The sequence below is a fragment of the Treponema sp. OMZ 305 genome (assembly GCF_024181325.1).
Classification (GTDB): Bacteria; Spirochaetota; Spirochaetia; order Treponematales; family Treponemataceae; genus Treponema.
Map to the genome: position 1 here is coordinate 1,351,187 of NZ_CP051300.1, position 21,639 is coordinate 1,372,825.

The window sequence follows — 21,639 nt, forward strand, 5'->3', positions numbered from 1 at the left end:
GTCTATACTACACGGATATATCAATTGATGCAAGGGTATGATTCTCTTCTCTATTATTATCGGCATAATGTACGGTATATGACGTAACTCCTGCGGATTCCAGACAAGTTTGTAGCAATGCCGTGAGTTTTTCCTGTTTTTGTAGTGAAAGTTCGTCTTGCCCTCGATAGGAAAAAAGACATTGGTGATCCTTGAGCGTAAACGTCCAAGATTCCTGCTTTTTTTCACTTCGCACCCGCAGACAGCATTCACGGCACACCGTATCCTGCAGGTCAAGCAAAAATGCTGCCGAACCTTTCCAGAGTGTGTTGAGCTGTTTTTCAAACGGGAATACTACCCAGTGGTTTTTGCCTGTTTTTACATGATTGAGGAAACGAAAGAGGTCTTGGTCGTCCCATTCTTCGACAGCGGTTCTTCCCTGCTTATCGGAAAGGCCGAAAAGCGCTGTGAGGCATTGTGCAATCAGCTGTGGCGAAGGTTCAATGCCGCGGGAGTAGAGGAGCGCTGCGGCAAAAGCAGCTTTTTTCTCGTGCGGGGCAAACGCAGAGAGCGAAGAAAGGATTTTTAAAAGTGGGCGGGATTGAAGCGGCTGTTCGGCTTGACGGAAAAAGGCGATCAATGCCGCCGTAAGGTCGGACTGCGGTATGGCGAGCTGGGTAAATACATCGCCATGCGGCAGCGGTTGCGGTACATATTTTGGGTACGGTGTTAGTACCACCGTGTTCTCGTTAATATGAACGCGCATCAATAAAAGAGCTCCTTCTCGAATATCCTGAGAAAGAGCTTTTGTCTGCGCTTGTAGTACGGAACCTTTAACGGCAATCCGCACCATATTATTTTTAAGGAATGACAGTACCCGAACCGTTACCGGTTCATTCTCAGAAAAACCGGCAGCAGTATTCCCGTGTAAAAGAACGGTCTTATTAAGCGCAGTGTTCCAGCTTAACGGAATAATAAGCGCCGACCGTTCCGCTACGGTTTGCATATCCGCTAGTTCTTTTTCTGCAGCAGTGTCTTAATCTTTGCTGCCTTACCGATCTTCTCGCGGATGTAGTACAGCTTGGCACGGCGTACCTTACCGGTATGCACAACTTCCACCTTTGCAATACGCGGCGAGTGAAGCGGGAATACGCGCTCGACACCAACGCCGTAAGAGTTCTTTCTTACCGTGAATGTCCGGCCGATACCCGCATTTTTAAAACACAGTACCAAGCCTTCATATATCTGAATACGTTCGGTTTTTCCTTCAATAATCTTGAAGTGTACCTTTACGGTGTCGCCCACTCTAAAAGAAGGTTTTTCGACAATCTTTTGTTTTTCTTCAATCTTACGAATTAAATTCTCTGCCATTTTTTATCTCCTGTAAAATAATGTCCGCTTCTTTTGTCCATTCAGGTGAACTACGGATTGCCGTCAGTAAGTCGGGACGCATGGCAAGCGTCTTTCTAATCCGCTGTTCAAGCCGCCATTTACGAATATGTTCGTGGTGGCCGGACAGAAGCACTTCAGGAACAGCCCTGTCCCTGAATATCTGCGGCCGTGTGTACTGGGGGTATTCCAACAAACCGTCGGAAAAGCTCTCCTCTTCAAGGGATTCGCGGGAAATAACGCCGTCGATCAAGCGGTACACCGCGTCTATTATTACGAGTGCAGCAAGTTCACCTGAGGACATCACGTAATCGCCGAGCGAAATTTCATCGCAGGCGTATTCGTCGATGATTCGTTGATCAATTCCTTCATAGCGGCCGCAGATAAACACGAGTTCTTTTTCTCGTGCAAGTTCCGCTGCGCATGATTGCGTAAAGGGTTTGCCGGAAGGGGTTACATAGATAACCCGCTTTTCGGCAGCCTGCACGGAATCGAGCGCGAGCGCAAGCGGCTGCGGCAATAGGAGCATTCCCGCCCCGCCGCCGTAGGTTAGATCATCACAGGTTCGATGCTTGTCGTAAGCAAAGTCGCGGATATTCACCAGATTGTAGGTAATAAGCCCCCGTTCGACCGCCTTCGCCATGATCGACGATTCGAAAAAGGCGGCGGGTATTTCGGGAAACAAGGTCAGCACATTGAATCTCATTCGAGAATCCAGCGGTGCATAAGCTCAACCTGCTTTGCCGCTATGTTTATCTTCCCGATAAATTGAGAGCGAAACGGAACATACACGGTTCTGCCTGTTGCAGCCTCGGAGACTTCCAATAACAATCCGCCTCCGCCTTCCACTACATCTGCAATTGTACCCACAGAATTTCCTTTGTACACAAGGTCGGAATTACAAAGATCATTGATATAAAACTCGCCGCGTTCAAGCGGGCAAGCCATATCCCGAGGAACCAATATATCCGCTCCGTGCAGCTTTTTTGCCGCCTCAGGCGAATCGATACCTCGTAGTTTTAATAATGCATCCGCATTACGGATAACACACTCTTCAACCTGATAGGATGTTTCGGGACGCTGCCCTTCCGGTTCTTTGCATGAAAGCCGCAGCTTTATCTCTGTTAAGTTTAAAAAATGTTCATATTCGCCCGAACAGCTTTCTATTTTGATAAAGCCTTCAAGACCGAATGTACCCCGAACCCTACCGGTTATGAGCCAGTCCATTAATCAAGAATTTCCAGCAAATAACGGGTCCCGCTCCTGCCGGCTGATGCCATAAGCAACGTCCGAATTGCCTGAGCAACCCTTCCGAATTTTCCGATTACCTTTCCAACATCACCGCTTGCAACACGTAACTCCAACACAATGCCGCGATCGGTTTCTTTTTCCGACACGGAAACAGCGCTGGGATCATCGACAAGCGACTTTGCAATGTACTCGACTAAATCACGTTCCATGTTCGATAGCCGACCTATAACGTGAATTGTTTTTTGTTGAGTAAGTGACGAACAGTGTCGGTCGGCTGAGCGCCTTTATTAAGCCAACCGCGTACCTTATCGGCATCAAAAGCAATTTGCCGCTCTTCCGCTTCGATAGGATGGTAAATGCCTACCTCGTCGATGGTTTTACCGTCGCGGGGTTCGCGGACATCCTGTACCACGATGCGGTAATACGGACGCTTTTTTGTCCCGAATTTCTTGAGTCTGATTTTTACGCTCACGTTAATCCTCCCGGAAATGAATCAATTCAATATAGTAGGAACTACTAAAAATAGCAGTTTTTAGAAATGTTCCTGCAAGTATAAAATACAGGCTATGATACATAAAAACCGATACTTGGTCAACTATAGGATAATGAGTTTCACGACAAAGCCGGATTTTGTTTGACCTCTTGACATACACTATATATGGGGGTATTATAGCAAATACAAGCATAATAAACGCTATATAGATAAACTTATATAGTGAAACGTAACTCTATAAAAAGGCGGATAAGACACCATGAGAACAAGAGAAGCAATCGATGCCGATATTGCAGCTACACAGTCCGAACTGCAAAACGTACACGGTTCCACAACGGAAGTATATGCACGTATAGTCGGTTATTACCGTTCCGTCCGTAATTGGAATAAGGGCAAGCGTGAAGAGTTTTCAGAACGAAAAATGTTCGAGCACGAAAATCCGAAAATCTCCTTCTATGCAGGGCAAAGTGCCGTATCGGGTACGGAAACACCGTCAATTCAATATCCTGCCTTTTTTGAGGTATATACACGAAAGACGTGTCCCAATTGCCCCCCTGTTAAAGATTACTGCAATAATCTCGGTATTGCTATCCATTATATCGATGCCGATACCGAAGAAGGCATTAAAGCAGCTGCAAAGCACGGAGTCCGCTCCTGTCCTACCGTTATCATGTATAACGAATCGGAAAAAGAGCTTTCCCGCGCATATTCGGTTGCCGATCTTAAAGCGTATCATTTGACCCCGTATACGGCAGAAGCGGTTATCGCATAATCTATGAATGTCGGTTTGCAGAAAACCACGCTTGTCAACTATCCGCGCAAGGTTGCTGCTGCGGTTTTTCTGCCCGGCTGTAATTTGCGCTGCCCGTATTGTTATAACGGCGAGCTTGTATGTGCATCCGTTTCGGAAGGTCCTGCCGCTCAGTCATTACAGGGCGGTACTAATGACTACGTACCGCTCGAAACGGTCTATGAGCATATCGAAAAGCGGAAGCCGGTACTGCGCGGATTCGTTATTTCGGGCGGCGAAGCACTCCTGTCTCCGGTCTTACCGGAACTTATTCTGCGGGCACGAAAGGCAGGGCTTGCCGTTAAGCTTGATACAAACGGTTTATTGCCGGATAGAATGTATTCGCTCTTGCACGACGAAGCGCTCTGTCCGGATATGATAGCCGTCGATATAAAGACCGCCCCCGCCCGTTATCATGAACTCAGATTTTGTTGTCCGGCAGGGACTGATCCGATGACTGAACAGCCTGAAGCTGCGCTGAGACGGACGCTGATGATTTTGCAGAAAAAGCAAACATTTTGTCGGCCGGTAGAAATCGAATATAGAACAGTTCTTGTTCCGCCGCTTGTAGGCGACGAGGATATACGCGCTATTTCAGAATTACTCCCTTCCGATGCCGCATGGTTTTTTGCTCCTTTTTTACCGGGGAACTGTCTTAATCCCGCATGGAATGCAATCCGTCCATATACACAGGCTGAAATGGAGAAATTGATTCGGCTTGCCGGAACAAAGATTCCCAATAGCAGATTACGATAATTGATTTGCAATTTATAAAAATAGATAGAAAATTGTGAGTTCTCTACAGCGCAATGCTGTAGACTCCGGTGTTACTTGTAGAAATTGTTGTGAGGGGGAAAATGGGCCCAGCTGGACTTGAACCGGCGACCCGCGGATTATGAGTCCGCTGCTCTAACCAACTGAGCTATAGGCCCAAGAAAGCACTACAATACTTTATTTTGCGGCTTTAGTCAAGCAATCGAAAAACGAATATCGAAAAAATTGAATATCGAAAATCTGACTGCTAATCTTATTTGTTCTCATAGTATCTCTTTTTATATTAATAATTTATTCGGTAACAAATGGTACAGAATCCTTGCCTTCGTTATGATATAGTCTGCATAGCTCTACAAATTAGCTTTTTTAGAGCGGTTATCCGCGAAATTAATTTATGCAAGATCTTCGAGTCTATCGATATTAACGGTTACGGTATCTTTGGATATGGTGAGCAGCTTGTCTTTTTGCATATTCATCAATTCGCGGGATAGGGAAGGGCGAGGGACGGCAAGATATTCGGCCATAGCTTCTCGGTTCAGTGTAAGCGTTATTTTAGGCTGACCATGCGCTTGCTGTAACAGATACACGGCTATTTTTTTGCGCAGTGTAAATGATGAAAATATCAACAGCTTCTGGTTTAAAAAATAAGCTTTATGCGCAAGAATAGATAAAAGATTCTGTACAATTTTTGTTTGTACGGCGGGCAGTGTTGCAGAAGCCGAAAATATATTTGCCGGAATACTGAGAATTTCCGCATCGGCGATTATCCTGCATGAATAATCATACGGGATGGATTGTAAGAAAGCATAGACTTCACCGAAGACTGTTTCCGGTGTTTCAAAGCGGTTCATAATGATTCGTTTACCGTCGATATCATTTTTTTCGATTTGGACAACTCCCGATTTAAGAACGAACAATGCCTTGGGGATATCTCCTTCAAAGAAAATGAAACTGTCTTTTGGATAGACGGCGGCCTTTGCCTTGACGGCGGTAAGATAGGTTTCCAGTTCCTTTGCGGGAATATCTTTAAAGAGCGGATTCACAGCGTCCTTCCTTTGCATCATATGCGGGGCTTTTTAAAGGGAACCTCTAAAAACTTCCGTTTTTAGAGGTTTTCCTTAAGTTTATTTGCGATGTATTTTTTATAAATTATTACAATATAAAAATTTATAAAAAATACTCGTCGGGCATCTCTAAAAGCTAACCGAGTTTTTAGAGATGCCCAAAAGTATCGGTGGTAAATAGTCTACTATATATCTGTTATTGGAGGAAGATTATGAATAATTATTTTATGATGAACGAAACGGTCTTTGACGTTACGGAACGGTACCCCGAAACAATTCGCTATTTGGCAGGGAAGGGATTTACGCCGCTCACTAATCCGGTCATGCGCAAATTGATGGGAAAGAAAATCACACTTGAAAAAGCTTTTCTTTCTAAGAAATTGGATATCGATTTATGCGAGCGGGAACTCGTTGAAATTATCGAACAAGCAGCCGCATCCGGTTTTGCACATATCGATCTCGGTTTAAAGGTAAAAAGCGATAATCCTCTTGAACCGGATGATGGTAAACAAACGATCAGGATTGAAGGTGTTTTGCCTTGCCCGATACGGATTCCTCTTCTGGAAAGCTTTGAAGCATTTTATTCCGATTATGTCGAAACGCATAAGGAAGAATTGGAAAAGAAAAACTATAAAATCAGATATGATCTAAGATCGGCTAATCTCGGTATTGATTGGATAATCGATCTGGCAAAAACCGGTAAAAAAGAAAACCTGCCGGATGTGCTCCTGTCTACCGGTTTTGAACTGTTCTTTGATAAAAAACTGATGGGCTCTTTTATTGAAAACAAGGAATTCCACTGTGCACTCGATAAGGTCAATAAAGATTTTTGCAATGACTATATCGATTTGCGGGATGAGAAAAAAAATTACGCCATTATCGGCGTCGTTCCTGCAATTATGATTGTGAATACCGCGCTGTTGAATGGCAGGAAAGTACCGAAAACATGGGAGGATATTTTATCTCCCGAATTTGAACATTCCGTCGCTATTCCGTTCGGCGATTTGGATTTATTTAATTCTGTCATCCTTAATATCTACGCGCGTTTTGGTGATGAAGGAGTTAAGAAATTAGGCAAAGCATGCAGTGCTTATATGCATCCTGCTCAAATGGTCAAAGGCGGTAAAGCCGCGCCTGCTCAGCCTGTCGTCAGCATCAGTCCTTACTTTTTCTCTAAGATGATAGATGAGCGGACTCCTCTGAAGACGATTTGGCCGGAGGACGGTGCGATTGTCGCTCCTATTTTTATGCTGGTAAAAAAAGATACTGAGGAACTTACAAAAGATTTTGTATCGTTTTTTCTTTCGGAAAAGACCGGTACGGTTTTTGCCCAAAGCGGATTTTTCCCGTCTACCAATCCTACCGTCGACAATCGCTTATCAGCCGATAAAAAATTCTCGTGGGTAGGCTGGGATTTTATCTATCAAAATGATATCGGTGTAGTATTGAAAAAAATTAAAGCTGATTTTGAAACCGCTGCCGGCAGCAGCTCCGAAAGCCGCCGATAAAAAAAACGGTGTTGTAGAACTGCCGGTTTTACAACACCGCTTACGAGATATACGTTATTTAACCTTTTACTCTTTAGCCTTTTACCGAGCCGATGGTAAGCCCCTTCACAAAGTATTTTTGCAGGAAAGGATACAGCAGGATAATCGGCAGTGTTGAAACGATAATGACGGCGGCTTTAATCGAAATACCGATAACCGACATATCTGCGCTGCCGGCTCCATCCCCCATTGTTGCCGTACCGTTGACGATATTGCGCAGAAACAACATAACAGGGAACTGTGAAGACTTTAAGTAGATCAATCCGTTAAACCAATCATTCCAAAAGAATACTGCCGTATAAAGGCCGATTGCCGCCAAAGCAGGAGTTGAAAGAGGAATGACAATCTGCGTAAAAATTCTAAAGTAGCCGAGTCCGTCTATCAATGCAGCTTCTTCCAGTTCATGCGGAAAGGCTTTAAAAAAGTTTATCAAGATAATCAGGTGGAATTGATTGATGGCAAAGGGAAGCAGTATCGCGAATACCGTACCCGTTAAATGCAATGAAGAAATAAGCAGATAGGTGGGGATTAAACCTCCTGAAAAAAACATCGAAAAGACTATCAGCTTCATGATGATGCCGGTTCCCCGTAAAAATTTCTTTGAAAGCGGATACGCAAAGGTCGAGGTAAAACAGAGTGCAATAAGGGTGCCAAAAAAAGTATAGAAAATAGTATTACCGTACGCCCTAAAGAAATTCGGATATGTGAATATTTGCTTATATGCTGCCGTCGTAAATCCCACCGGTAAAAACGATACTTTGTTCTGCATAATGGCTGCGGGGTCGGAGAAAGACAGGGCAATCATATATATAAACGGTACAATGCAGATGAGTACGACAAATGCCATCACAATAAAGAGGATAAGATTAAAAATGCTGAACGAGTTTTTTCTTGATTGCATAGATCACTCCGTGTTAATGGGTACTTTTTAATAGATACTTTCGTCGGTGAGGCGTTTGCTTGCAGCGTTTGCAGAGGCGACAAGAACAATGCCGATAACGCCGGTAAATAATCCGATTGCCGTTGCATACGAATAATTTTGATTTGCCAAACCGGTACGGTATACGAGTGTTGCGATAATATCACTGACATCCGCATTGTTCGGGGTATACATCAGCAGGATTTTTTCAAACCCGAGCGTCAGTAATCTGCCGATTTCCAGAATAAGCATCACCATAATAGTCGGCAGGATGGATGGTATGGTGATATACAGTATCTGCTGCAATTTTCCCGCACCATCGATCTTTGCCGCCTCATAGAGTTCTTCGTTAATCCCTGTAATTGCCGCAAGATAGATAATGGCAGTCCAACCCATATACTGCCATGTGTCGGTGAAAATATACAGTACCCTAAAATAGGATGGTTCGTTCATGAAATAGATCGGCTGCATATCGAACGTGTTTTTTAACAGAAGATTTAAAATACCGGTACTCGGCGAAAGAATTTCCGCAGCCATTGCAATAACGACAACGGTCGAAATAAACCGCGGCATATATGAAACCGTTTGTACGAATTTCTTAAAAAAAACAAAACGTATTTCGTTTAAGAGGAGTGCAAAGATAATCGGTATCGGGAAGTTAATCAGTAAATTCATCAGCGATAGAGTCAGCGTATTCCTAAATGCGCGCCAAAAAGCAGGGTCTTTAAAAAACATCGTAAAATAGCGCAGACCTACCCATTCGGTGCCGAATGCGCCGAGTCCCGGACGATATCGCCTAAATGCAAGTACATTACCGAAAATCGGAACATATTTAAATATGATAAAATAAATTAAGGGCAGCATAAGCATCGCATAAAGCTGCCAGTATTGATGAAAATAGCGTTTTGTTCTTTGATTCATAGCGTTAAAAAATAATAGGGCATCTCTAAAAGCTATACCTGAGTTTTTAGAGATGCCCAATACACCTGCAAAGCGATGCTTATGCAGGCGCAGCAAGAGGTTATTTCCTTACGTGTTCGTTATAGAGCGTAAGGTACTTTTCAATGCCGACATTATTCATTTCGGTAACATAGGCATTCCAATCCTTATCAATATCTTTTTTCCCGGTGATAAAATCGTTGTTCCATTTTTCAAATGTGTCTAAGAGCGGAGTACGCAAGATGCCTGCTTCTTCGGCGACAGCATCATCAAAAAGCGGGGTAGGGGGAATCGGCTGGATCGCCATATCCATCTTTTCCACTTCGGCATTGATGCGGGCGTAATTATCATCATACTTGGTCATTTCTCTGCTGTTAATCCATACCAGCTGCGTTGTATCGGCGCCGCATCCGTATTTTAACTGCATTGTCTTGTAAATACCTTCAGGAGCTTCGGTAATTTCTTTTGCATACTGGATTTTACCGTTTTCAACCGTATAGGTTACGCCTTCTACGCCGAGACACCAGAGCTTTGCCCCTTCATCGCTGAAGAAAATATCATCAATCGCACGGACAATTTGTTCAAAGTCAGCGCGTTTTGCGGTCTTTGACGGGAACATGATACCCCATTGTGTTCTGCTCTTTGGTTGGTGGTGAGCGCCTGCGGGGCCTGCAAGCGGCGGATACATTTGCAGTTTAAAGCCTTCGATAGCCGATTTGCCGGTAACGCCGCCGATTTGGTCATAGTACGCATACGTAGCAACTGCTTTACCGGTAGCAAGTTTTTGCGCCCATTTGTCGCCGTCGATGGGATCGGCCATTTCAGGATCCAACAAACCTTCTTTGTAAAGCTTTGCAAGGAACCGTGCATAGGACTGATACATTTCCGTTACGGCGCCTGCAAAATAGTTGCCCTGCTCATAGTCCCAGCTTAAAACGCCGGTACCGGTTGAGGAGTTTTTGCTGAGGCTGATTCCGAATGATGGCATTGTCATTCTGTATAAAACCCGAGGGCCGGCCAAAATCGTCAGGGGGTATGAGTCGGGATTATCTTGCTTGTATTTCTTTAAATAGACATAGAGGTCGTCAAATGTTTTCGGCTGAGATAAGCCGTATTTATTCAGTATGTCCTCACGCAAAATCAATCCACCGTCGTAAAAGGGAACGTCGAATAAAGAAGGCAGATAGTAATATTTTCCATCCTTGAGGCGAACTGCGTCAATGTCTTTTTCCAATCCGAATTTTTTTACCTGTGCGTTAAAGTTCGGAGTCCAGTCGGCATAATCGCTGATCGGTATAAGCGCACCGTTTAATGCCAACGATCCGTTTTCTCCGTTGGTGTTTTGGTAAAGGATTACATCGGGACCGTTGCCGGTATTTAAGGCTAACGATACTTTTGTATTATAATCGGCAATCGGTATCGGTTCAAAGTGTAATTTCGTGTTTGAGCGCTTTTCCGATTCCTGCACGGTGAGCCAATCGGCCTTAAAAGGGAGCGTCGCATTGTCTGAATAGTACAATGAGATTTCAATCGGCTTTTCCGAATTGGTTTTGGATGCGTCTGTTTTTTTCGTATCGCACCCGCTCAGCAAGACACCGGCAATCAACAGTGCGGCACAGAGCTTCAACATACGTTTCATAATTTCCTCCAAATTGATGATTGAACCTCTAAAAACCTCAGTTTTTAGAGGTTTTCCTTAGATTCCTTTTGCGATGTTTTTTGATAAGTCATAATAATGTAAAGCCTTATCAAAAAACTCGTCGGGCATCTCTAAAAATCTAACCGAGTTTTTAGAGATGCCCATGAGCTTCTTTAAAAGTATTTTAGTTTGTATCAAGATGCTCTTTTAAAAGGGTAACCTGCTCTTACCTATTTGTCAAGTTTTACTATGTTTTTTGTTTTTTCGTGGTAAGTCGTAAAATAAAATTTCCCATAGAATTAAGAGACTGTCCAAACGGTATTGCACAGAAAAACAGACAGGCTTTCTGTTTTTGGACAGCCCCAGTGTTTCCTTAGACCTCTGCCTGATTTGACGTTTGGTATTTTTCTTCCTGCCGTGACACGATGAGTGTACCTACGACATCGCCTGTTACATTGATACAAGTTCTTCCCATATCAAGCAGTGCATCAATTCCGAGAATCATTGCATAAGCAGCCGCTACAGCCGACCCTTCAGTGAGTTTTAAGCCGCAGGAATCAAGCACCATCAGCAGCATAATGGCTCCCGACCCCGGAACACCCGCAGTGCCGACCGCTGCCAACGTTGCCGTAAGTACAACAGTAATCTGCTGGGCAATACTCAGCGGAGAACCGATTGCGTAACCGATAAACATTGCGCAAACACCAAGGTAGATGGCGGTTCCGTTCATATTGATTGTTGCGCCGAGCGGCAGTGTAAACGAAGAAATACTGCGCGGAATCCCCAAATTTTCTTCTGCCACGCGCATGGTAACCGGCAACGTTCCCGATGACGAACGGGTTACAAAAGCGGTAATCATAATTTCGTGAATCTTTTTGAAAAAGGTTATCGGCGAAACTTTCGACGCGGCAAGAATAGCGCCGTACACCGCAATCGTCTGTACGACAAAGCCGAGATAGGCACAGAGTGTTACCATTAAAAGCGGCCCTATCGCCTGCGGTCCTTGTTGGGCAAATACGATCGAAATTAAAACAAATACACCGATCGGTGCGTATTGCATAATTCCGCCGACGATTTTATACATTGCCTCTGCCGCCCCGTTACAACCGTAAAATACCGTATCACCGCTTTTACGGAGCAATTCGTCTTTTGAACCGCGGACAAAAGAAACGGCAAAACCGAACAGCATTGCAAATAATATGATGGGCAGCATATCCCCTTGAGCCAAAGCCTCCATCGGGTTAGTAGGAATCATTTTTAAGAGAATTTGATTCATTGCAGGCGCTTCGCTGATCTTTGCCTTTGCAGCTGCCGAACCGATAACCGAAAAACCGAAGCCGGGACGTAGCAGATTAGCAAACACAAGTCCGACAAATACGGCAAGAGCACTGGTCAGCAAATAATAGATAATGATTTTAACACCGATCCGCCCCAATTTTGCCGGTTCAATACTGGCTGAACCGCAAATAATTGAAAAGAATACGACAGGTACAACTATCATTTTCAGTAATCGAATAAATACATCGCCGAAAAACTTCGTATAGGTAACGTATGGCTGCACCGCATTGGGGAAGAAACCGAGTACAATACCAGTAATTGCGCCGAGTATCAGCGCTCCAAGGATTCGCCTTAACAAGTTGGAATCCAGATACCGTTTTAGTACATTTTTTTTCATCATGAGCCTCCTTTAATTACAACGGGATAGCTCTAAAGATGGAAGCTTCGAGAGCCTCCCGATAGTACGATTCTATTATACCCCCTGTCAGAGCTAAATGCAAATAAATTATTGGTGTCAATAATAGACGGAACCTCTAAAAACTCGGTTAAATTTGCTTCGCATCCTTCGGAATAGAGCTGTTCAATAACAAACCTGTTCGGAAACTTCCGTTTCTGAACAGGTTACCTTGAAATGCGGTGCGTGAACTTGTAGACCTATTCGAAAACGAAAGTTTCAGAATAGGTCTATAGATCGTATTTTAAGAGGCGTCTTAAAGCTTTTCCTTTGAGATGATAACGAGATTCCGTTCCGCGTCATAAAAGGGTGTTTGTACCGGTATCATCTGATAGTCCGGTTTATGAGTCCCCAATGCTTGCATCTCTTCTTCAATTGCGGTTGCTTTTCCTTTATAGGCGGCTAAGATACCGGTACTGCGGATTCGTTTTTGCAGCGTAGCCAACATGGTTCGGTCAAGTGGGCGAAATGCACGGAACACGGCAATATCGAAATAATCGGCAGGAGCTTTCTCTGCCTCGGATTCCAGCACGGCGGTATTGGTCAGCCCCAGCATGGCTTGTATGTTTTCCAAAACAGCGCATCGTTTGTGCATCCGCTCTATCAGTGTAAATTTAATGCTCGGCGTTTTAAGTAAAAACAGGCATGCAAGCGGAATACCCGGCAGCCCTGCTCCTGATCCGATATCCGCAATAGTACAGGTATCTTTGGTTTGATGTGAACCGATCCGCTGCGCCAACACTTCCCATGGCGCAAGGCTGTCGAGGATATGTTTGATAATCAGCTCTTGAGTATTTTGCACCTTTATCAGATTGAATGCGGCATTAAACGTTTCAAGTTCGCGAATGTATCGCGTCAACATATCTGCCAATTTACCGTGCCGGTCTTCAATATGTAATGCGTCTAATCCCGCTTGTAAAAGTTCCGTGTTTTGTGTATCCATTGTAAAGTACACTCCCGATGCCGATCGAAATAATGCCGATGCGTTATATGCTTAATTTTGTTATTATACTATACTGAAACCTCGAATATTCGCAAGCGCGGAAGGACATAATAAGGACATAATATGGAAGAAATGATAAGGAGTGTGTGCTATGAGAGCAGTAATACAGCGGGTACGGTCGGGAAGTGTGGCGATTGAAGGCTTTGAAACGCAGACCATCGGCAAGGGCTTTGTGATTTTGCTCGGTATCTGTCCTGAAGATACTGAGGACGATATAGATTGGTTGGTTAAAAAAATCGTACAGATGCGGATTTTCGAAGACGATGAGGGGAAGATGAACCGTGCCCTTGCGGATGTGCAGGGAGACATTTTGTTGGTCAGTCAGTTCACTCTGTTTGCCAGTACCAAGAAAGGAAACCGCCCGTCCTTCAATGCAGCGGCAGAGCCTTCGATTGCAATCCCGCTCTATGAATGCTGTATCCGTAAACTGAGCGAAGCGCTTGGCAAGCCGATAAAAACCGGACAATTCGGAGCGGATATGCAGGTGGAAATTCACAACGACGGACCGGTTACGATCATAATCGACACGAAGGTAAAAGAATAATTTCAGGTTAAAAAAGATGATTTCGTTAATAGCATTTTTGGGAAATGTCGGGCGGGAGTATGAACGCACCCGGCATAACGCAGCGTGGATTGCTGCGGATCGTTTATCTATTTGCGGGGGAATTTCGTGGCAGCATAAGTTCCGCGGACTGTACGGGCGTTTTCCGGCAGCAGTGAGCGGGGGGCAGGCTGTCCATGCTTTAAAGCCGGAAACATATATGAATCTATCGGGCGAATCAGTAGGGGAGGCTGCCCAGTTTTTCAAAATTCCTCCGGCAGAAATACTTGTTGTACACGATGAGCTTGAACTGCCGCCTGCCGCCTTGAGCCTCAAGTGGTCGGGAGGACTTGGCGGGCACAACGGGCTTCGCTCAATAAAGGCAGCGCTGGGAACGCCGGACTTTTGGCGGCTCAGGATCGGTATCGGGCGTCCGGGCGGAAAAAAAAGCAGCAGCGCCGAGCATCCCGATATTGCAGGTTATGTGCTGTCTCCTTTTTCTCAAGAAGAATTTACCCTGCTGGATGCGGCGCTGCCTCAGCTGGAACCGCTTTTTACGGCGCTCATCACCGAGCGGCAGGATCCGCAAAAGCTGCTTCCCGCATGGACGAAGGTACTGCCCTCAGGAGGGTAATCGCATCAGACAGATAAATAAAAATCGCAAAATAAATAGGCTATGAGACCATTTGAGCCGCAAAGCGGCGAAATTCCGGTTGAATAGCCTATTTATTTTGCGGGGAAATATAGCAAAACAGTCTGATGCGATTACCCTGTGATATCGGGCAGGTTAAAAGAGTTCGTTGTCGCCGTCAAAAGCGCTGCCCGGCTTTGATTTATGCGCAGCGGATACTGCCGCAGAACTGGCATTCAAGCTTTCAGTTTTGCCGCTCGCGAGAGCGGCCTTTTCGAGCATGGATTTTTTCCCTGCCGGAGCGGTCTGAGCATCGGCTTCTTTATCAGCCTTTGTATCTCCCGGTTTTACGGAAGCGGCCGCTTTTGATGCCCCTGTCTTTGCCGCAGCCGATGCTTCGCCGACGCCTGAACCGGACGGTGTTTTGCCTGCAGAGCCGGAATCGGCGGCTTGATCGGTTTTTACAAAACTCGATATGTATTTTTGATTGGGGAACAGCTGTGCGCGCAAGGTCTTTTCAAGATCGATTGCAATATCGGGATTGTTCTCCAAGAATTTTACGGCGTTGTCATGCCCTTGCCCAATCTTATCTTCTTTATACGAGTACCATGCGCCTTTTTTGTCTATCAATTCGTATTTTACCGCGCAGTCCAGCAAGCTGCCGTATGGTGAGATTCCCTTGCCGAACAGGATTTCCAGCTCAACCTTTCGGAACGGCGGCGCGACTTTATTCTTGACAACTTTGATGCGTACCTTGTTTCCCCATGCCTCATCTTCATCCTTGCCGAGTACCTCGCCCTTACGGACTTCGATACGTACCGATGAGTAGAATTTGAGCGCATTACCTCCAGTGGTGGTTTCCGGATTGCCGTACGCAATACCGATTTTCATGCGGATTTGGTTGATAAAAATGAGAATACATTTTGACCGCGAAATAATCGCCGTTAGCTTCCGCAGCGCCTGACTCATCAAACGTGCCTGTAATCCCATGTGTGAATCGCCCATTTCGCCGTCGATTTCCGCTTGCGGCGTAAGGGCTGCTACCGAGTCCACGACGATGACATCCACCGCACCCGATCGGACGAGGTTTTCGGTGATTTCTAAAGCCTGTTCTCCTGCATCGGGCTGGGCGACCCACAGTTCGTCGATATTGACACCGAGTTTTTGCGCATACTGCGGGTCAAGGGCATGTTCGGCATCCACAAACGCCGCAATACCGCCCCGCTTTTGCGCTTCGGCAACAACATGAAGAGCAAGCGTAGTTTTTCCCGACGACTCCGGCCCGAATATTTCGATAATTCTACCGCGCGGATAGCCGCCGATACCGAGCGCTTCGTCGAGCAGGATGCTGCCGGAAGGAATTACTTCAATACCGCTTGCCGCCGTTTTTGAGCCGAGCTTCATCAATGAACCCTGTCCAAACTCCTTTTCGATTTGTAGGCGTGCTGCTTCCAACGCTTTCAGCTTTTCATCGGCATCAGTAATATTGGTTACCTGATTTATTTCCGATTTTGTTTTTGCCATTTATGGCCTCCATAATTATAGTGCGCTCGGCTGGTGCCGTCAGAACATTACTAATGACGTTCTGCAAAAGTCTCTTTACTTCCGACACGTTTTGCCCCGCTGCAGTGCTTCTTATCTTTGTTATATATCGTCATTGCGATTTTGGCTTAAAAAAACTGCTGAAAATCACTTTTTTTAGAAATTTTTACAAAGAATCGAGTTTTTTCCTGACCGATATGTTTTTAATCGGAAGGACATCTGACAATACTGCTGTAATCATTTATAAAAACACTTATTATCAGCTTTGCTGATAAGGCGTCTATGTATATAGACTATCATTTAGTCTTAATTTATAGCATAAGACACACAAGAAAGCAATATTATGGAAAATCTATGCTTTTGAAAGGGTACCGGCGTCCATCCGGTAAGTTGTACAATTCGGATCTAAGATATTGGAATCATGCGTTACGATAAGCACGGCAGTTCCAAGTTTGTTTATATCTTTTATAGCCTGCATAACACCGGCTGCCGTTTCCGCGTCGAGGTTTGCAGTCGGTTCATCAGCGATGAGTAGTTTGGGATCATTCATCAACGCACGCGCAATAAGCATCCGTTTTGCTTCTCCGCCTGAAAGATTTTTCGGCATTTCATCTTTTAAATGAGCTATTCCCATCACTTCCAATAAGCTCAGCGCTCTCCCTTCGGTATCGCCGTCCCGGTTAAATAAAAAAAACGGTACGCGGACATTATCAAGTACCGAGAGATTCGGTAAAGCGCCGAGCGATTGGGGGACAAATCCTATCGACTCGTTACGGTAATAGCTTTTTTCAGTATCGTTCATCATTGTGATGTCATTATTTTCAAATAAAACAGTCCCCGAAGTCGGTTCTAAAATGCCTGAAATGAGGTTCAGCAACGTCGTTTTTCCCGAACCGGAGCGTCCGACAATAAATACAAAATCGGAGGTGTTGATGCTAAAATCGGCATCTCTGACGGCAAAAAAATCGGAACCATTTCTGGTAAACGTTCGGGAAAGCTGTTTTGTTTGCAATAACATACTGTAATAATCCTATAGTATAGTGAAATAGTAGAATTTATCTTTTTCTGTTAACGAACAGGTAGGCAGCATTTATTACTATCAATATAATCGCTAATAATAAAATGACAGGCTTGGTATGTACATTACAATGCATTGCGGCATGTTTGCAAGTACCGATGACAACTGTTTGCAATAATATCAAGCAAGTACCGAGCCCGATATTGGAAAATGCGATACCGATTCGTGAACGTTTGCTCAGTAAAAATATGATGCCTAATGCAGTAATCAATCCTCCGAGCATTCTGACTGCTTCGCCCATCCAATGACACTTCATAAAGCTGCCGTCTGCTTTAGGGAAACAGACATGCGCAAATCCAAAGGGAGCAAATAGAACGAGCAAACCGATGATAACGATTAACGCTCCTACAATATATTTTTTCATAGTATAACCTCACAAGCACATTAGTAAACCTATTCGAAAACGAAGTTATCGAATATGCCTAGTATATACGGAATACGGCAAAAGTCAATCTGTGGTTACATTATTCTCCGAACATTCTATCGATTGTTTCGGAACAGAATGCGGAGTATTGACATAACGGAACTTTATCGATAATATCTATTTCTGTTATTGAAACAAAACGGGCAATAGCGCAGTTGGTTAGCGTACAAGTCTGGGGGACTTGGGGTCGCCGGTTCAAATCCGGCTTGCCCGATTATTTTCTCTATTTTATTTCTATCCTTATCATATCTTTCCATTAAAACGGCTCTATCTTAGAGTATAGAGATTTATTAACGTATACGATAAATGATTTCTTTATAGAACAAGCTGATAGGCTTGCAGTTTTTAGAGGTTCCCCGATAGCGGCTGCCCTGTACAAATACCGCTTGACATTAAGCCGTACTGTTTTTATGCTTTTGCCTATGCCCGAAAAAGAAGATAAAGTAAAAACAAGCAAAAAAACGACACCTAAAAAAACCGCGGCGAAGGGGCAGTCAAAAACCAAGAGCCGCAGCAGTACAACAGCAAAGAAAAAATCACGTAGTTCTACTGCCCGAAAAAAGCGTTCGATAGGAAATATTATTGCCGCGTTGGTGATATTGTGCGTTCTGCTTTTGGGTTTTAATCTTGTTTTAGTGTTAAAATTAGTGCCTAATCTTAAAAATTCATTAAAACAGGATACCGGCACGGCGCAAACTCAAGTACAACAGGATAAACCCTCAACCGAACAAAAACGGAATGAATCGCTTACGGCAGCACAAGAACCTTCACCGCCGGTTACCGTGCCGCAGGTTGCCGCACAAACACAGCCGCATACCGATTCCGCGGTGCAGCAAAAACGGCAAAACACACCGGCAGCGCAGCAAAAAACGGCGTCATCACAGGAGAAAGCGCCGGCTGCCAAAAAAACAACACCGGCTGCACAACCGGCACCGCATTCGCCTGCTGCTGCATCTGCGCCAGCATCCCATACCTCTTCTGCCGCACAGAAAGATACTGCGAAGAAAGAAAAACCGGCAGTCCATGCGGCTCCGCAAAAGAATACCGTACCGGAGAAATCCGTTGCACCTGATAAAAAAAATACTGCATCGAAAAAAAACAGCGTACCGGAAAAACCTGCCGTACCCGATAAGAAAAAAAACGTGCAAACAATGCAACCGGTGCAGCCTGCTGCAAAACCGGAAAAGCCGCGCAAGCGTGCTCCTTATGCAGGGAACCTCACCTTTGTATTTGACGATGCGGGGCACAATCTCGACCAGCTTGAATACTTTTTGCGGCTCCCATTCCCCTGTACTATTGCAGTTTTACCCGGATTGCGCTACTCTAGCGAGTCGGCGCGGCGGATACGCAAGGCCGGAAAACAGGTTATTCTGCACCAGCCGATGCAATCGGTCGATCTGCATATTAATCCGGGGCCGGGTGCCGTTACGCCGGGACTTTCTGCGGAGCAAATCAAAAAAATCGTCAGAAAAAATCTCGAAGAAATTTGGCCGGTAGCCGGGATGAATAATCACGAAGGCTCGCTGATGACGGCGGATGAGGCAGCGATGAGCGCGGTCTTGGATGTCGTAGCGGAAAAGCATATATTCTTTTTGGATTCGCGGACAACCGCTCGGTCAGTCGTTGCGAAGGTTGCAAAGGAGAAAAACATGGCTGTCTGGGAACGGGCAATTTTTATTGATAACGATAAGAGCCGCGCTGCAATGGAAACGCAAATTAAAAAAGGGTTGAGCATTGCGAGACAGAAAGGCTCTGCCATCATGATCGGTCATGTCTTTACGGTTGAGCTTGCGCAGCTTTTAACCGAAATGTATCCTGCGCTTATCGAAGATGGATTTTCACTAGGAATAATAGAATGAAGATACTTGGAATAGAAAGCTCTTGCGATGAAACGGCAGCCGCCGTCGTGGAGGACGGACATAAAATCATCAGCTCGGTAGTGGCAACTCAAATACCATTTCACGAAGCATATAAGGGTGTCGTGCCTGAGATTGCAAGTAGGAAACACACCGAATGGATATTGCCGGTTGTCAAAACCGCTTTGCAGGAAGCGGGTGAAACATTGCAATCGATAGACGGTATCGCCGTAACCAATCGGCCGGGGCTGATGGGGTCGCTGTTGGTAGGGCTTACCTTTGCGAAAACTCTCGCATGGGCATGCAACAAACCGTTTATTGCTGTAAACCACATGCTCGGGCATCTGTACGCAGCGCATCTTGAGCAGGACATTCCCTATCCCTACCTCGGTCTTTTAGTGTCGGGCGGACATTCGCTTATCTGTAAAGTATACGATTTTGATTCAATCGAAGTGCTCGGCAGTACTATCGACGATGCGCCGGGCGAAGCATTCGATAAGGTTGCGAAGTTCTACGATTTCGGTTATCCGGGCGGCGTAATTATCGACCGGCTGGCAAAAAACGGCGATCCCAAGGCTGCAAACTTCCCGATGCCGGTACTGCATGAATCCGGCCGCCGGTATGACGTGTCCTATTCAGGCTTAAAAACCGCAGTTATCAATCAAATCGATCAATTCTGGAATCCCGGCTATGAAAAAACACCCGAAAATATCGCGGCGGCCTTTCAATCAAGAGCCGTTAAAATATTACTGCGATCCCTGCTGCGGGCGGTAGAAGACACGGGACTGCACACGATTGTCGCAGGCGGCGGCGTCGCTGCCAATTCGCTGCTCCGTGAAAAACTCGCTGAACAAAAAGGTTTAACGTGCATCTTTCCGCCGCTCAAGCTCTGCACGGATAATGCCGCCATGATTGCCGGAGTAGGTTACCGCTATTTAGCGCGCGGGGATAGAAGCTCCCTCGATTGTCCTGCAAGCGCCCGTGTCGAAGGATTTAAACGCCGGAAAATATAATTAGCGTATTTCCGCACATCCCTTGCTCCGTCGCACCATAGCCTGTATTTCCGCTTGCCAGTGTTGCACAAAATCTTCCGGTTCAAGCGGCTGTGCGTTTGAGCCGTGAGACAATACCCATTTCAATATCCGGTACCCTTGCGCTGCGGAAAAGACTATTTCGGTTTTTCCTTCTTCATCATATTCGGTAATTTTTTGATTATCAGCCCATACGGAATCTTTTATTGCGAGACGAGATTCGCCGTAGAATGCAATACGGTAGGTAACGGTTTCCGGTTCCATAAATGAGCCGAATCTTCCGCCGCCGCAGCGGGAGATAAAGTCGTAATTTTCTGGCAGTGTAAAAAGCTCATCGGTAGTGCAAAGGTGTTCAATACGTGGAATATAAAAAAGCCGTTCCGCTTGGCGTTCCTCTGCATAGCCGAATAGAAAATATCGTCCGTCATCAAAAAGGAGCTGATACGGACGGACACGCCGGTGTACCTTCCTGCTATCCAACACGCCGCGGTAATCAAATTCGATCGTGCGGTTTTGAATCATCGCTTGGTAGAGTGCAGTAAATACCGCTTCATCGATAATGGCATAAGGCATCGGCGGAACGGCGATACGGTCAATAAACGCTCCCGTTCCTTGCCTTTGCGGAAACGTAATAACATCAATGGCGTCAACGAGCTCTTTGTAGATCGGCGTTCCCTGATATTGCTGCAGCAGCGTTTTTGCAGCAACGAGCGCCGTTACATCTTTTTGCGAAATATTTTGGATCGGCATTTCATATTTTTCGCTGTAATAAAATCCTTTCTTTTGCGCATTATATTCGATGGGTGCATTAAACCGATCCCGCAAAAACGTTATATCGCGGTTTATTGTCGGAATACTGTACTCCAGTTCTGCTGCAAGTTCGGATGCATTAGGAAAGCATTCAGCTTTTATCCGATTATGAATATACGTGAGACGTTCTAACATTTGATGAGTAATCGCACGGTTTTGTATGTCTTTCATAGCGTTATTATAGTAGAAAATGGGAAATTTTGGTAG

Annotated in this window: 23 protein-coding genes and 2 tRNA genes; 8 read left to right on the plus strand and 17 right to left on the minus strand. The window is 45.2% G+C overall.

Annotation, left to right across the window (positions count from 1 at the left end; translation table 11 throughout):
• Positions 1-7: 7 nt before the first annotated feature.
• Genes ABK01_RS06030 through rpsP form a run of 6 tightly spaced genes read right to left on the minus strand, consistent with a single transcriptional unit; the run spans position 8 to position 3,091 of the window.
• On the minus strand, positions 8-985 hold the full coding sequence (locus ABK01_RS06030; protein WP_253674935.1) for a hypothetical protein: 978 nt from the start codon (positions 983-985) through the stop codon (positions 8-10).
• A 5-nt stretch (positions 986-990) separates the two neighbouring features.
• A complete protein-coding gene (gene rplS / locus ABK01_RS06035; protein WP_253674936.1) occupies positions 991-1,350 on the minus strand; it encodes a 50S ribosomal protein L19 in 360 nt (119 codons plus the stop codon).
• Positions 1,328-2,074 (minus strand): tRNA (guanosine(37)-N1)-methyltransferase TrmD, encoded by a 747-nt coding sequence (gene trmD / locus ABK01_RS06040; RefSeq protein ID WP_253674937.1) that lies wholly within the window; start codon positions 2,072-2,074, stop codon positions 1,328-1,330. Before trmD ends, rplS begins: the two co-directional genes overlap by 23 nt.
• On the minus strand, positions 2,071-2,595 hold the full coding sequence (gene rimM, locus ABK01_RS06045) for a ribosome maturation factor RimM (RefSeq protein ID WP_253674938.1): 525 nt from the start codon (positions 2,593-2,595) through the stop codon (positions 2,071-2,073). Before rimM ends, trmD begins: the two co-directional genes overlap by 4 nt.
• Positions 2,595-2,828 carry a KH domain-containing protein gene (locus ABK01_RS06050; protein WP_006188554.1) on the minus strand — a complete coding sequence of 78 codons (234 nt, stop codon included), beginning with the start codon at positions 2,826-2,828 and terminating at the stop codon, positions 2,595-2,597. The genes rimM and ABK01_RS06050 overlap by 1 nt, the downstream gene beginning before the upstream one ends.
• 14 nt (positions 2,829-2,842) lie before the next feature.
• Positions 2,843-3,091 carry a 30S ribosomal protein S16 gene (rpsP, locus tag ABK01_RS06055; protein ID WP_253674939.1) on the minus strand — a complete coding sequence of 83 codons (249 nt, stop codon included), beginning with the start codon at positions 3,089-3,091 and terminating at the stop codon, positions 2,843-2,845.
• Positions 3,092-3,371: 280 nt separating this feature from the next.
• Here rpsP and nrdD point away from each other — a divergent pair, with 280 nt between their 5' ends.
• Together nrdD and ABK01_RS06065 are read left to right on the plus strand one after the other, a co-directional pair.
• Positions 3,372-3,884, plus strand: coding sequence for a glutaredoxin family protein (gene nrdD / locus ABK01_RS06060; protein ID WP_253674940.1), 513 nt, complete (start codon positions 3,372-3,374; stop codon positions 3,882-3,884).
• A 3-nt stretch (positions 3,885-3,887) separates the two neighbouring features.
• Positions 3,888-4,658, plus strand: a complete 771-nt coding sequence (locus ABK01_RS06065; protein ID WP_253674941.1) for a radical SAM protein — start codon at positions 3,888-3,890, stop codon at positions 4,656-4,658.
• Positions 4,659-4,760: 102 nt separating this feature from the next.
• Here the strand turns inward: ABK01_RS06065 and ABK01_RS06070 are convergent.
• Positions 4,761-4,834: transfer RNA gene (locus tag ABK01_RS06070), tRNA-Ile, on the minus strand.
• Between the two features lie 234 nt (positions 4,835-5,068).
• Positions 5,069-5,719: a Crp/Fnr family transcriptional regulator gene (locus tag ABK01_RS06075; protein ID WP_253674942.1), complete on the minus strand. Its 651-nt coding sequence runs from the start codon at positions 5,717-5,719 to the stop codon at positions 5,069-5,071.
• A gap of 233 nt (positions 5,720-5,952) precedes the next feature.
• On the opposite strand from ABK01_RS06075, the gene ABK01_RS06080 reads away from it, so the two are divergent.
• Positions 5,953-7,248, plus strand: a complete 1,296-nt coding sequence (locus ABK01_RS06080) for an ABC transporter substrate-binding protein (RefSeq protein WP_253674943.1) — start codon at positions 5,953-5,955, stop codon at positions 7,246-7,248.
• 73 nt (positions 7,249-7,321) lie between these two features.
• Here the strand turns inward: ABK01_RS06080 and ABK01_RS06085 are convergent, their stop codons facing one another.
• The 5 genes from ABK01_RS06085 to rsmG all read right to left on the minus strand — a co-directional run bounded on the left by ABK01_RS06085 (position 7,322) and on the right by rsmG (position 13,459).
• Positions 7,322-8,188, minus strand: a complete 867-nt coding sequence (locus ABK01_RS06085; protein WP_253674944.1) for a carbohydrate ABC transporter permease — start codon at positions 8,186-8,188, stop codon at positions 7,322-7,324.
• 27 nt (positions 8,189-8,215) lie between these two features.
• Complete coding sequence (locus tag ABK01_RS06090; protein WP_371921998.1) at positions 8,216-9,223, minus strand: ABC transporter permease; 1,008 nt, start codon at positions 9,221-9,223, stop codon at positions 8,216-8,218.
• A 4-nt stretch (positions 9,224-9,227) separates the two neighbouring features.
• A complete protein-coding gene (locus tag ABK01_RS06095) occupies positions 9,228-10,784 on the minus strand; it encodes an extracellular solute-binding protein (RefSeq protein WP_253674946.1) in 1,557 nt (518 codons plus the stop codon).
• A gap of 373 nt (positions 10,785-11,157) precedes the next feature.
• Positions 11,158-12,462 carry a dicarboxylate/amino acid:cation symporter gene (locus ABK01_RS06100; RefSeq protein ID WP_212564942.1) on the minus strand — a complete coding sequence of 435 codons (1,305 nt, stop codon included), beginning with the start codon at positions 12,460-12,462 and terminating at the stop codon, positions 11,158-11,160.
• Positions 12,463-12,772: 310 nt separating this feature from the next.
• Complete coding sequence (rsmG, locus tag ABK01_RS06105; protein ID WP_253674947.1) at positions 12,773-13,459, minus strand: 16S rRNA (guanine(527)-N(7))-methyltransferase RsmG; 687 nt, start codon at positions 13,457-13,459, stop codon at positions 12,773-12,775.
• 151 nt (positions 13,460-13,610) lie between these two features.
• Here rsmG and dtd point away from each other — a divergent pair, with 151 nt between their 5' ends.
• A complete protein-coding gene (dtd, locus tag ABK01_RS06110) occupies positions 13,611-14,063 on the plus strand; it encodes a D-aminoacyl-tRNA deacylase (RefSeq protein ID WP_253674948.1) in 453 nt (150 codons plus the stop codon).
• 16 nt (positions 14,064-14,079) lie between these two features.
• Positions 14,080-14,694, plus strand: coding sequence for an aminoacyl-tRNA hydrolase (pth, locus tag ABK01_RS06115; RefSeq protein ID WP_253674949.1), 615 nt, complete (start codon positions 14,080-14,082; stop codon positions 14,692-14,694).
• 153 nt (positions 14,695-14,847) lie between these two features.
• Here pth and recA read toward each other — a convergent pair whose 3' ends face one another.
• The 3 genes from recA to ABK01_RS06130 form a co-directional block, all read right to left on the minus strand.
• Complete coding sequence (recA, locus tag ABK01_RS06120) at positions 14,848-16,215, minus strand: recombinase RecA (RefSeq protein ID WP_305880055.1); 1,368 nt, start codon at positions 16,213-16,215, stop codon at positions 14,848-14,850.
• Between the two features lie 370 nt (positions 16,216-16,585).
• Positions 16,586-17,251 carry an ABC transporter ATP-binding protein gene (locus ABK01_RS06125; protein ID WP_016523980.1) on the minus strand — a complete coding sequence of 222 codons (666 nt, stop codon included), beginning with the start codon at positions 17,249-17,251 and terminating at the stop codon, positions 16,586-16,588.
• Positions 17,252-17,288: 37 nt separating this feature from the next.
• Positions 17,289-17,675 carry a DUF4418 family protein gene (locus ABK01_RS06130; protein ID WP_253674950.1) on the minus strand — a complete coding sequence of 129 codons (387 nt, stop codon included), beginning with the start codon at positions 17,673-17,675 and terminating at the stop codon, positions 17,289-17,291.
• A 200-nt stretch (positions 17,676-17,875) separates the two neighbouring features.
• Here ABK01_RS06130 and ABK01_RS06135 point away from each other — a divergent pair.
• The 3 genes from ABK01_RS06135 to tsaD all read left to right on the plus strand — a co-directional run bounded on the left by ABK01_RS06135 (position 17,876) and on the right by tsaD (position 20,604).
• Positions 17,876-17,949: transfer RNA gene (locus tag ABK01_RS06135), tRNA-Pro, on the plus strand.
• Between the two features lie 208 nt (positions 17,950-18,157).
• Positions 18,158-19,594, plus strand: coding sequence for a divergent polysaccharide deacetylase family protein (locus ABK01_RS06140; protein ID WP_253674951.1), 1,437 nt, complete (start codon positions 18,158-18,160; stop codon positions 19,592-19,594).
• A complete protein-coding gene (gene tsaD / locus ABK01_RS06145; protein WP_253674952.1) occupies positions 19,591-20,604 on the plus strand; it encodes a tRNA (adenosine(37)-N6)-threonylcarbamoyltransferase complex transferase subunit TsaD in 1,014 nt (337 codons plus the stop codon). The genes ABK01_RS06140 and tsaD overlap by 4 nt, the downstream gene beginning before the upstream one ends.
• Here the strand turns inward: tsaD and ABK01_RS06150 are convergent, their stop codons facing one another.
• A complete protein-coding gene (locus ABK01_RS06150) occupies positions 20,605-21,603 on the minus strand; it encodes a helix-turn-helix transcriptional regulator (RefSeq protein WP_253674953.1) in 999 nt (332 codons plus the stop codon).
• Positions 21,604-21,639: the final 36 nt, after the last annotated feature.